This is a genomic window from Cuneatibacter caecimuris (assembly GCF_004216775.1).
GTDB lineage: Bacteria > Bacillota > Clostridia > Lachnospirales > Lachnospiraceae > Cuneatibacter > Cuneatibacter caecimuris.
Map to the genome: position 1 here is coordinate 62,500 of NZ_SGXF01000008.1, position 11,355 is coordinate 73,854.

The 11,355-nt window shown below is 48.3% G+C and carries 9 protein-coding genes and 3 tRNA genes; 10 read left to right on the forward strand and 2 right to left on the reverse strand.

The window, feature by feature from the left end:
* Positions 1–117 precede the first annotated feature (117 nt).
* On the reverse strand, positions 118–1,362 hold the full coding sequence (locus EV209_RS14695) for a 6-phosphofructokinase (protein WP_130436226.1): 1,245 nt from the start codon (positions 1,360–1,362) through the stop codon (positions 118–120).
* A 240-nt stretch (positions 1,363–1,602) separates the two neighbouring features.
* A tRNA-Leu gene (locus tag EV209_RS14700) sits at positions 1,603–1,685 on the reverse strand.
* Positions 1,686–1,900: 215 nt separating this feature from the next.
* Here EV209_RS14700 and EV209_RS14705 point away from each other — a divergent pair.
* The 10 genes from EV209_RS14705 (at position 1,901) to EV209_RS14750 (ending at position 11,335) form a co-directional block, all read left to right on the forward strand.
* Positions 1,901–3,835: a DUF2142 domain-containing protein gene (locus tag EV209_RS14705; RefSeq protein WP_165388947.1), complete on the forward strand. Its 1,935-nt coding sequence runs from the start codon at positions 1,901–1,903 to the stop codon at positions 3,833–3,835.
* An 89-nt stretch (positions 3,836–3,924) separates the two neighbouring features.
* Positions 3,925–4,009, forward strand: a tRNA-Leu gene (locus tag EV209_RS14710).
* A 162-nt stretch (positions 4,010–4,171) separates the two neighbouring features.
* The gene (locus EV209_RS14715) at positions 4,172–6,808 is read left to right on the forward strand and encodes an ATP-binding protein (RefSeq protein ID WP_130436228.1); all 2,637 of its coding nucleotides are present in this window, start codon (positions 4,172–4,174) and stop codon (positions 6,806–6,808) included.
* A gap of 4 nt (positions 6,809–6,812) precedes the next feature.
* On the forward strand, positions 6,813–7,478 hold the full coding sequence (locus EV209_RS14720; protein WP_130436229.1) for an ABC transporter ATP-binding protein: 666 nt from the start codon (positions 6,813–6,815) through the stop codon (positions 7,476–7,478).
* A gap of 39 nt (positions 7,479–7,517) precedes the next feature.
* Positions 7,518–8,780: an ABC transporter permease gene (locus tag EV209_RS14725; RefSeq protein ID WP_130436230.1), complete on the forward strand. Its 1,263-nt coding sequence runs from the start codon at positions 7,518–7,520 to the stop codon at positions 8,778–8,780.
* A 25-nt stretch (positions 8,781–8,805) separates the two neighbouring features.
* Positions 8,806–9,258: a hypothetical protein gene (locus EV209_RS14730; RefSeq protein WP_130436231.1), complete on the forward strand. Its 453-nt coding sequence runs from the start codon at positions 8,806–8,808 to the stop codon at positions 9,256–9,258.
* Positions 9,259–9,285: 27 nt separating this feature from the next.
* Positions 9,286–9,963 (forward strand): response regulator transcription factor, encoded by a 678-nt coding sequence (locus EV209_RS14735; protein WP_130436232.1) that lies wholly within the window; start codon positions 9,286–9,288, stop codon positions 9,961–9,963.
* Between the two features lie 104 nt (positions 9,964–10,067).
* Positions 10,068–10,152: transfer RNA gene (locus tag EV209_RS14740), tRNA-Leu, on the forward strand.
* Positions 10,153–10,269: 117 nt separating this feature from the next.
* The gene (locus EV209_RS14745) at positions 10,270–10,641 is read left to right on the forward strand and encodes a CidA/LrgA family protein (RefSeq protein WP_130436233.1); all 372 of its coding nucleotides are present in this window, start codon (positions 10,270–10,272) and stop codon (positions 10,639–10,641) included.
* Positions 10,634–11,335 (forward strand): LrgB family protein, encoded by a 702-nt coding sequence (locus EV209_RS14750; protein ID WP_130436234.1) that lies wholly within the window; start codon positions 10,634–10,636, stop codon positions 11,333–11,335. Before EV209_RS14745 ends, EV209_RS14750 begins: the two co-directional genes overlap by 8 nt.
* Positions 11,336–11,355: the final 20 nt, after the last annotated feature.

Here is an 11,355-nt window from a genome sequence, read left to right on the forward strand (position 1 = left end):
GAATCCCGCCAGCGGGATTCTTTTTCATTACACAGGAAACTGCGTTCCCTATGTAATAAAACCCTCCGGGGGGATCGCGCTTCGGCACGAGAGTCCGGAAAGCCGGACTCTTGATTTTTAAGCTTTTTTGAGAAGATCATTCAGCGTCAGATGGCGTGGCAGCCCGTCCACCATAATCGGAGTGAGCTCTGCCTGAATCAGCGGTTTGATATAATTGATAAATCTGGGCATCACGTTGTCTCCTGAAGGAGTGATCCATTCTCTGGGAACTTTTTTCTCCACATTTGCGATTTTATGTACGTCGTAAGTATCAGTCACGCAGATATAAGGGTCGTCGGAAATACGTTTCAGAATGATCATTTTGCCGGTCTCCCCTTCAAAAGCAGCTTTTACCGCGGCGCCGCCCACCTGGAACGCCTCAGTGATATCCACTCTGGAGACAATATGAGAAGCGCAGCGCTGTAAAGTGCTGAATTCGATTGCTCTGGCTTTAGAACCCAATTCAGAGGAGATCCGGCCGGCCAGATACCGGGCCGTGCCTGTGAGCTCTTTATGGCCGAAAGCGTCCACAAAATCCGGGCCGTCTGAAGCCAGCTCGTTGACATATCTCCCGTCCGCCAGCCTGATGCCTTCTGATACCGCTACGACAATCGACTTTTTTGTCTTATGGAGCTCAGAGATCTTTTTCAGGAAGGATTCCACATCAAAGGGAATCTCGGGCAGAAAGATCATATCAGGGCCTTCGCAGTCTTCGCATTTAGCCAGGGCTGCTGCGCCTGTCAGCCATCCGGCGTTTCTGCCCATGATTTCCAGAATGCTTACGCTCTGCCGGTCATATACCAGGCCGTCGCGAATCACCTCTTTGGTGATGGAACCGATATACTTTGCAGCGCTGCCATAGCCAGGAGTATGGTCTGTTACGTCCAGATCATTGTCGATGGTTTTGGGCACGCCCATGAACTTTATGTGGCTTCCGTTGAGCAGCGAATAATCCGTCAGCTTTTTAATGGTGTCCATGGAATCATTTCCTCCGATATAGAAGAAATATTCAATATGGAGCCCATCCAGTATCTCAAAAATCCGGTCGTATATTTTGGTATCGTCTTTTATCTCCGGTAGTTTAAAACGGCAGGAACCCAGAAATGCGGAAGGGGTGCGCTTCAGCAGCTCAATGTCCAGCTCGCTGCAGATGTGTTCGGATAAATCCACATAGCGTTCCTCCAGAAGTCCCTGAATTCCGTTAAGCATGCCGTATACTTTGTCTGCGCCGCGATCCACCGCAGTTTTAAAAACTCCTACCAGGCTGGAGTTGATTACTGCTGTGGGCCCGCCAGATTGTCCGACAATGACATTTCCACGCATGGTGATACCTCCCTTGTTCTTCTTTTGTTAAAATCATATAACAAATAAAATTAAAATGCAAGGGATGTATACAAAAAGATACATCATCGCAGTTGCGGTGTACAAGCCGGGGAATTTCAGTATGAATATGAACCTGGAGGGTTTTGCTGCATAGGGAACGCAGTTTCCTATGCAATAAAAAAATCCCGCAACCATGGGGGGATGAACCACTCCATCATGGTTGCGGGATTTCTTCAAAGATGCGGGAAATGGGACTTGAACCCACACTTCCTACGGAAACATGATCCTTAGTCATGCCTGTCTGCCAATTCCAGCATTCCCGCCCGCTGCCTGAGCAACGAAAATAGTATAGCATAAGAAAAAAGAAAAATCAATCCCTTTTTCATAGAAATCAACTGAAAATAATCTTACAATATAACCTTCAGCAATGCCGGAATGGGGAGAGGGTTGCTTATTTGGCTGAAGTGTAGTAGAATGAAAATCTGTATAAGCGGCGGACGGAGGATAAGTGAGGAAAATGCGGGAAAGAATAGTTAATATGGCAAAGAAAATAGGGAAGTGGAAATATTTGCTGGCAGCGCTGTTTGTGGTACTGGCCTGCGTTGTTGTGGAGCTGGCTTCTAATTGGAATCTTTTATTCCTGCCGGAAGAGGAAAGAGGCCTCCAGCAGGTGAATCTGGAAGGTAAGAGCGGAATGGGGGATGAAGAAGCCCGATATGCTCTGGATGTCCGGAAGGGCGGCGCCCTGACAGTAGATCTGGGCGGGCGATATGTGAAATATTTCTCTTATGAGTATTCTTTTGATACCCTTTTGGATATGGACGTATCAGTAACTTATCTGAACCCTTACGGCGAACGGGAGGTTTTGAAGCTGAAGGATTCCAGTCCCAGGGTCATCGGGTCTTCTGCAATCGAACTGGGCGAACGGGTGGAAAAAATTCAGATGAGCCTGAATTTTGACCGGCTTGACAGCGCATATACAGAAGAAGAGCTGAATGGGATGAGCCTGGAAATTTTTCATTTGTCTGTGGATAACCGTCCGGCGGTGAACCTGGTGAGGCTTCTGCTCACGGCTGCCATTGCGGGCGGCCTGATGCTGTTGATTCTCTTCTGGGGGCATGTGGGGACTCATCCGGAATATGGCTTTTTATGGATCGCCCTCAGCGTGGGGATGATCCTGATATTTGCATTTCCGCCGACGAAGGTGGGCTGGGATGAAGAGACGCATTTCCGCCGCGCCTATCAGCTGTCAATATGGCCGGGAAGCGCTGAGGACACTGTGCTCTATCCTAAAATGATGGATGCGTCCTCCCTGGAAAACTGGCCTCTGAATGTGCCGCAGTCCAAGCCGGAGCTGGACAAAGTGAGGGATACGCTGAACGAATATGCGGATAATGGAGTGACAGCGGTTGTGGACGGGGATACCAGCGGGATTTATACTCCCGGATATCTGCCTCATGCGGTGGGAATTAAACTGGCCCGCGCCCTGGGCATGTCTTACACCTGGGTTTATATGGCCGGAAGGATCGGCGGGCTGGTATTCTATTGTATAATGATGTTTCTGGCCATTCGTTTTACGCCGGTGGGGAAACGGATCATGCTGCTGATCAGCCTGATGCCTGAAGTTCTGTTCCTGGCGGTGACCTACACCTATGACAGCGTGGTACTGGCCTGTGTGATGCTGGGACTGGCGCTGCTTTTCCGGGAAATGTACAAGCCGGAAGGAAAGATTTCCTGGTGGGTCTGCCTGCTTTCTATTTTAATACTCTGCGGAGGCATTCTGCCCAAGGCGGTGTATGCGCCGCTGCTGCTGCTGGGATTATTCCTTCCTTTGTCCGGCTTTAAGAAGAAATGGCAGGGATGGTGCTGGAGAGGGGGCTATGCCTTGGGGTTCCTTCTGCTGATGGCGTCCTTCGTCATCCCCACCCTGCTCTCTCCGGGAACGGGCGATGTGAGGGGCGGGGCGGTGGACCCGGGGCTTCAGATGAGCCAATATGTGCTGGGACAGCCTTTGCAGTATGCTCAGGTTCTGCTGAAAAATATCTTTGAGACCCTACCGGAGGATTTTGCCGGAAAGTGGGTGTTCTGCCAGTTCGGCCACCTGGGAGTGTATCAACGGTTTTATCTGGTGTATCTGATTGCCTTTGCGGTGATCGCCACGGACAGGCATGAGGAGGAGCATATCCGGCTGAAGGCTGGACGGCGGATCGGTATATTTGCGGTGGTGGCAGTGAGCGTGGCGCTGGTTTGGACCTCCATGTATATTGCCTATAATGTGCCGGGAGCGACTGCGATCCAGGGGGTGCAGGGGCGGTATTACCTGCCGCTGATGTTTCCGCTGTATTTGATTTTGAACACCAGGCTGATCCAGGTCAGGACCAGCAGAATCAATTATAGCAATGCAGTGCTGCTGATGTCTGCGGTACTGGCATATGGCGCTTCATACTGGCAGCTGTGTGAAAGATATCTGTAAAAATCTTAAAAAAGTATTGACAGCTTTTTGGAAGTATGGTAATATAATCAACGTTGCACAGGAAACATGAGTTGAATGTGCAGCGGTGCGCAGTTGTGGCGGAATTGGCATACGCGCATGATTCAGGTTCATGTGAGCATAACGCTCGTGCGGGTTCAAGTCCCGCCAACTGCATCAAGGATGAAAAAGGAGCTGCCGCTTTACGATTTAAGAATCGTGAAGCGGCAGCTCCTTTTTTATGAAATGGGAAGTTCCTCTGGAATTTAGGGCAGGAAGCACTGAAGTAACATTTGATTTTGTACAATAAGTATTTAGTGAGATAAGGAGGGGAAGTGGATGAAACGATCTTTAAAGGAACCGGCATCGAAGAAAAAAGAAAAACTAAAAATCGGTGTTGTTATTATTGGCTATACCTTGCTTGTAACAATCGCGTTTTTGACAGGCATACTTATGTTTCAGCAGCAGCTTCAGCGGAAGGATGCGCTGTTTATGACTGACGGTGTATATTATGCGCTGGACAGGCCTGTGCAGTATCAAATACAGGAAAACGTGTTTGGGATGATCGGCCCCGGGCAGATCGTAGATACGGCGCGGTTAAATGATGCCTATCATGCGCATATGGTCAGATCACTAATTCCCTTGGCCATTTTCTTCTGCCTTTTTTTACTGGTAACTTCTGTGGCATTCTGGTTCATTTTGAAACGAATACAGACCCAAAATACCCGGCGGATAGCAGGAAAACTTTGGAGGATTGCGGAAGAAGAAACAATATGGGATACGGAGGGCGATCTGGAAACAGCATACGATTCCTTACAAAAAAAGTTGGATCATTCTTTTGACAATTATAAACGTCTGAATTCGTACCTGTCCCACGAACAGAAAAATATTATTGCGCGGATGCGTACCCGCATGGAACTGGAGGAAAACAGCACATATCTGACAGAGCTGGATACATTGACTGCCGGAATCGACGATATTCTCACACTGAGCGACAGCGCCGCGGATCCCGCAGCTGCAGTGGATGTGACGGCAGTATGTGCTATTGTGTGTGACGCCTACAAGAAAATAACAGATGTAATTTCTTTTGATTTTGACGAGAGTGAAAAAACCATCATATCCGGAAAAGAACGATGGATTATCAGGGCAATCAGCAATCTGGTGGATAATGCGGTGAAATATGGGGAAGGCAGGCCCGTGGAGGTACGGGTAAAATGTGAACATGGAAGTGTGATCGTAGCGGTAAAAGATCAGGGCCCCGGAATTTCTCTGGAAGACCAGCGGAAAATTTTTGCCCATCATTATCGGGTGAATCCCCTTAACAAAAATGGTTATGGCATCGGGCTGAGCCTTGTAGCTCATGTCTGCGATTTGTGCGGAGGGTTTGCGGCAGTGGACAGCAGCCCGGGCCAGGGGGCCACCTTTTATCTGTCGTTTCCTCAGAAAGAAACTTTGATTTCCGGGGAAAAGGAAACATTCGCGAAACATAAGGCGTGCTATAATCCTCCCTGTAGTCCGGACTGCAGTCCGAATCTCAAGGAAGCGGAGGGATCAGGCAATATGTATATTTTCATAAATGCAATAAAAAACATTTGGAGAAATAAGGGAAGGAATATCCTGCTGTTTTGCATCATATTTCTGATGATTCTGTCAGCAGCAGTATCCATTGTCATCAATACAGCGGCAAAGAGCGTGACCGAGTTTTATAAAGCTAAATTTGGTTCTGAAGTGACTTTAATCCGCAGCAACAAAGTAATTGAGGAACAGAATATTCCTCTGGAAAATCTGATGATTCCTGCTCTGGAGGATTATCAAAAATATGGAGAGTCAGAGCTGCTCAAAAGTAAAGAGTTTGCTGCCAATGCGTATGTACTGATGGAAGGGCTGAAGGTTCTGGACCAGGGAAAAACAGAAGGGACTGGACTGACCCGGGAAGAAGGCGGACAGGAACAGCAGGGAAGCGGGGGAGGAACCTTTTTAACCAGGCCTATTGCAACCCTGATTGGATTTTCCGACCCTGAGATCAGCGCAGAGTTTCAAAATGGGCTGCGAAAAATTATTGAAGGGAAAATTTATGAAGACAAAGATGAATGTATTGTAAGTCAGAAATTTGCGGAACTCAATGGCCTGACGGCAGGTTCCCAAATCATATTTACAAACTATTCCTATACTGGTGAGGAACCGGTAACCCAGATTTTGACGGTCAGCGGAATTTATGAGGATCATACGCCTGCGGAAAATGGGGGAATGGTCACTGCCACCACAAACCGGGGGAATGAGATTCTGACCAGCCTTGAAACTTTTACCGGCCTTCCTCTGTACCAAAAATCAAAAGACAGCGGTATGCTGGAGGTGCAGGCAGCGTTTGTACTGAAAAATCCGGAGCTGGCCGAAGCGTTTCAGCAGGAATTGTATGATAAGGGTCTTCCTGACTATTATACTGTTTCGGCGGATGCTGCGAAATACAATAAAGTAGTGGGCCCGGTAGAAGGACTGTCCCGCATTGTGACTATTTTCCTCATCGTGGTTCTGGTGCTTGGTTCTCTTATCCTTATGCTGCTCTCAACAATGGCGATCCGCGAACGAAAATATGAAGTAGGCGTTTTAAGAGCTATGGGGATGAAAAAAGGAAAGGTTGCGCTGGGTATGGTCACAGAGATGCTGGCGATCACAGCAGCCAGCCTTGCCATCGGCCTGGGGACCGGCGCGGCTGTTTCTGAACCTGTTGCAGATGCGCTGCTGCAGAGCCAGGTACAGGCTTACCAGTCGGAACCGGTACAGTTCAACAACACGGAGGCAAGCACCGGGATACAAACCAGTGAAAATGCAGTGACAGAAATTAATGTGCAGTTGAGTGGAGAGGCAATCGGAAAAATCGTATCCATCGCCTTGCTCCTGGCCCTCCTGTCCAGTGCGTCCGGGATAATATATATCACGCGGTATGAAGCGGTCAAAATTTTGTCTGAAAGGAACTAAGATAATGGAAGTATTAAAATTGGAACAGGTATCCTACCAGTATGCCGGAACTGCTAAAAAGGTATTAAAAGATATTAACATAGAGTTTGAATCCGGCAAGCTTTATGTGGTGATGGGAAAATCCGGCGCGGGAAAAAGCACTTTACTTTCCCTGATATCCGGGTTGGATCTTTGTACCAGCGGCGCCATGCTCTTTGAAGGGCGGGATATGAAAACCCTTGACAGAGACTGTTACCGTGCAAAGAGTATCGGGGTTATTTTCCAGGGTTATAACCTGCTGACGAATGCCACGGCGCTGGAAAATATTTTACTTTCCATGAACATCAGCGGCAGCAGGAGGAAGAACAAAAAAGAATATGCCCTGCAGATTTTAGAAAAGGTTGGGATTGATCAGGAGACCGCAGAGCGGAAAGTGCTCAAACTGTCCGGCGGGGAACAGCAGCGGGTAGGTATTGCCCGCGCGATCTCTCACGATCCTGACATCATCATTGCAGATGAACCCACAGGGAACCTGGACGGAGATACGGAAAAAAATATTATGGAAATACTTCAGTCCCTGGCCCATGAGAAAGGAAAATGTGTTATTGTTGTCACCCATTCGAAAGCGGTCTCCGGTTATGCCGATGAACTGTGGGGATTAAACGCCGGGAATCTTGTGTTTTTAAAGTAAACCGGCCCGCTGCTTCAAAGCAGCCTGGAGGAGGCTCATATGTATCTTTTTCAAAATGCCGTCCGGAACATATTCCGGAATAAGGGGCGCAATATTATTCTGGCATTGATTACTTTCCTGATTATTTTTGCCGTTACGGTATCTTTTTTGATCAGCGGAAGCACAAAGTCAATTATCAGCAATGCCCGGGCGCAGTTTGGCAGCCAGGTCTTCATCGTATCCGCAGGCGCGAAGGAACCGGAACTGTCAGATTATCTGAAGTACGGGGAATCGGATCTGCTGCAGAAAATGGAACTTTCCATGAGGTCATACGGAAGGCTGGACGGTCTCAGAGCCCTGGACGAGGAAATACCGGATGAAAATGCAAACGTAATCCTTGTGTCTACTTCCCGGACCGATTTGAGTGAAGAGTTCCGCAAGGGTCTGCGCAGCATTGCCCAGGGAAGCGCGCCGGAAAAAAAAGATGAATGTCTGGTCAGCGAAGACTTTGCCAAACTCAATGGTCTGTCCGTTGGTTCCCGGGTAAAGATTGCACCCGCCGGGACCGGAAAAGACGGGACAGCTGCGCTGACGGTTTCCGGCATCTACTCAGACAACTCGATAAACGGTACCGGAGGACAGGCGGGAATGCCCTTATATAACAGGAATAACGAAATGATAACCACGGCAGAAACCGCAATTGCAATAGACTTTATCGCAAACAGCACGGGACGGCAGTTTGAGGCTGCCTATTTTCTGAAAAATCCGGATTCGCTGGAAGATTTTGAAAAGGAATTACGGGATAAAGGCCTGCCCCCTGACTGCTCTGTTACAGTGAATGAAGAAGAATATAAGCAGGTTGTGGGCCCGGCGGAAAAACTGTCAAAAATCAGCAATATATTTTTGATGATTGTATTGGCTTTGGGCGCGGCTGTTTTGGTCCTGGTATCAGTAATGTCCATGCGTGAACGAAAATATGAAGTGGGCGTTTTGCGGGCCATGGGTATGAAAAAGGGGAATGTTATTCTCGGCATGCTTACTGAGACTGTCCTGATTACAGCAGTATGCCTGGCAATCGGCCTGGGCGGCGGAACAGCGGCTGCAGGGCCGGCGGCGGAGATCCTGACGCAGCAGACTGTGAAAACCGGCCCGTCCGATTCAGGACAGGAAGAAAACTTTCAGACGGTTGAAATCCGCATGACTTCAGCCGCAGCTGTGGAAATCAGCCTGGTGGCGCTGGTGCTGGCAGGAATATCCAGCGCGGCAGGAATTCTGTATATCACCAGGTTTGAGCCCAATCGAATCCTGTCGGAACGAAATTAAACACAAATTAAGGAGATATAATATAATGAAAAAATGTGCTTTGGTTATACTCACTGTGATTATGATGCTTTCTTTGGCTGCCTGTTCCGATAAGACGGCCGAAAGCGCCTCGGCTGCACAAAAAACAAAGAACACCCAAAGTCCTTCCGGAAATCAGAAATCAGATACGGCTTATAATCTTGACAATTTAATCGAGGCAGTAAAAAAGGCTGGCTGCATCAGCGGAGATCCTGCATCAATAGATGTGAAAGATATAGGAGCAGAAAAAGGAATCGCCTATGGAAATGTAGTGTTTCTGCAGTATGATCCATATACTTCAAACGCTTATTTTGACGCCTATGATGCGAATCAGGTTATTCTGAACGGAAAAGCAGTAGAAATCGCTGCGATTAACGGTCCTTATTTTATGTTGTTTTTAGACGGCAATGTGGATCAAAGTGCCGTAAAGGCATTTTATTCTCTGGGATTTGGAAGTTAAATAATAACGATAAAGAGGAATGGATAAATGCTTCTTTTAATCATCGAAGACGACAGGGACCTTGCGGCATCAATGAAGAAAGGATTAGAGAAATACGGCTTCTATGTAGACGTATCTAATCTGGGAGCCGAAGGGGAAGAAAAGGCTTATGTAAATGAATATGATGTGATTCTGCTGGACCTTAACCTGCCAGATAAAGACGGAATAGAAATATTGCAATTTTTAAGAGAGTCCGGTATTGAAACGCCTGTGTTGATTATTTCAGCCCGGGATGAAATAGAGGAACGGGCTTTAGGGCTGGATCTGGGTGCGGATGATTATATTACCAAACCATTCCAGCTGCTGGAACTGCGGGCAAGAATTCAGGCTGTGGTACGCCGTTTCCATGGCCGTACAAACCCGGTCATTACCATCGGGGAACTGTCAATCAACCCGGCGACGCGCACTGCAGCGGCAAATGGAGTTCCAATCCTGCTGGCGCCAAAAGAGTTTGATATCCTTGAATACCTTGCACAGAAACACCCTGCAGTCACCACGGCGGAAGAGGTGGCAGAACATATCTATGATGAGAATTTTGATCCTTCTTCCTCAATTTTGAGGGTACATTTCAGCCGGCTGAAAAGAAAACTGGCTGACGGATGCGGCAGAGAAATACTGCAGAATATCCGAGGAAAAGGATACTGGCTGTGTGAAAAGCAAAGTTGACCGTAATTTCAAAAAAATAATAAAAATCTGTTGACAAGTTTTTAGAACTATGATAATATAATCAACGTTGTACGGGAAGATGAAAGTCAAACGTGCAACGGTGCGCAGTTGTGGCGGAATTGGCATACGCGCATGATTCAGGTTCATGTGAGCATAGCGCTCGTGCGGGTTCAAGTCCCGCCAACTGCACTACTTCGAGACGCTGGATTTCCGTTGGAATCCAGCGTTTTTGTCGTCAAACTGGAAGAGTATTTTGGGAATTCCAGATGAAAAACGTCGTTTTTCCGTGGAGAATAAGGGCATAATATGAAGGTATTGTTTCAATTTCTGGTGATATTGGTTTTTTCCCTGGCAGGGGAACTGCTCCATATAGTGATTCCTTTACCGGTGCCGGCCAGCGTATACGGCCTGATCCTGCTGTTTGTCTGCCTTTTGCTGAAGGTTGTAAAGCTTTCTCAGATAGAGGACGCCGCGGATTTTTTGCTGCAGATTATGCCGGCTCTGTTTATTGCGGCGGCGGTAAGCCTGATGACCATTTGGGATACGGTTCTACAGAGTCTGGTCCCTTTGCTTGTGATCGTGCTGGTCAGCACAGTGGCGGTCATGGCAGTGACGGGGCGGACGGCGCAGTGGATGATCCGCAGGAAGGAAGAGAGGCGGGAGAAAGAGAATGAATGAAATGTTTCTGCAGTCTTCATTTTTTGGATGTACTCTGTCTCTGGGCTGTTATTGGGTCGGTACAAAGATTGCAAAGCGGTTCCCCTATACGGTATGCAACCCGCTGCTCATAGCCTCGGCGCTGGTGATCGGGACGCTGTGCCTGCTTGGGATTGATTTTCAGACTTATGATCAGAGCGCAGGATTTCTGACCTGGCTCCTCACGCCGGCCACGGTGTGCCTGGCAGTGCCCATGTACCGGAAAGTCAGCGTATTAAAGAAAAATATCTGGGCCATACTCGGAAGCCTGGCGGCGGGCTGCGCAGCCGGGGCTGTGTCAGTTCTGGGTTTGTGCCTGGTGTTTCATACATCAAAGGAAATTTATGCTTCTCTGCTTCCAAAATCAATTACCACAGCTATCGCCATGGGAGTTTCAAAGGAAATCGGGGGGATTTCCACTCTCACAGTTGGAGTGGTGGTGTTTACCGGCCTGTTGGGGGCGGTGCTGGCAAAAACAGTATGCCGTGTGTTCCGTATCACCCATCCGGTGGCGGTGGGCCTGGCCTGCGGCAACGCGGCTCATGCCATCGGCACCAGCAAGGCGCTGGAGATCGGAGAAGTGGAAGGTGCGATGAGCAGCCTTGCAATCGTAGTGGCCGGTATATTTACAGTGGTATTGGCGCCTCTTATGGCGATGCTGCCATTCTGGCCCTGAGGCCGCAGATAAAAGGGAAA

Bases quoted from the DNA above. Each gene is read 5' to 3' on its own strand.
- EV209_RS14735 (WP_130436232.1), top strand. From the start codon at position 9,286: ATGCTTCTTTTAATCATCGAAGACGACAGGGACCTTGCGGCATCAATG.
- EV209_RS14715 (WP_130436228.1), top strand. From the start codon at position 4,172: ATGAAACGATCTTTAAAGGAACCGGCATCGAAGAAAAAAGAAAAACTA.
- EV209_RS14695 (WP_130436226.1), bottom strand. From the start codon at position 1,362: ATGCGTGGAAATGTCATTGTCGGACAATCTGGCGGGCCCACAGCAGTA.
- EV209_RS14745 (WP_130436233.1), top strand. From the start codon at position 10,270: ATGAAGGTATTGTTTCAATTTCTGGTGATATTGGTTTTTTCCCTGGCA.
- EV209_RS14720 (WP_130436229.1), top strand. From the start codon at position 6,813: ATGGAAGTATTAAAATTGGAACAGGTATCCTACCAGTATGCCGGAACT.
- EV209_RS14725 (WP_130436230.1), top strand. From the start codon at position 7,518: ATGTATCTTTTTCAAAATGCCGTCCGGAACATATTCCGGAATAAGGGG.
- EV209_RS14730 (WP_130436231.1), top strand. From the start codon at position 8,806: ATGAAAAAATGTGCTTTGGTTATACTCACTGTGATTATGATGCTTTCT.
- EV209_RS14705 (WP_165388947.1), top strand. From the start codon at position 1,901: ATGGCAAAGAAAATAGGGAAGTGGAAATATTTGCTGGCAGCGCTGTTT.
- EV209_RS14750 (WP_130436234.1), top strand. From the start codon at position 10,634: ATGAATGAAATGTTTCTGCAGTCTTCATTTTTTGGATGTACTCTGTCT.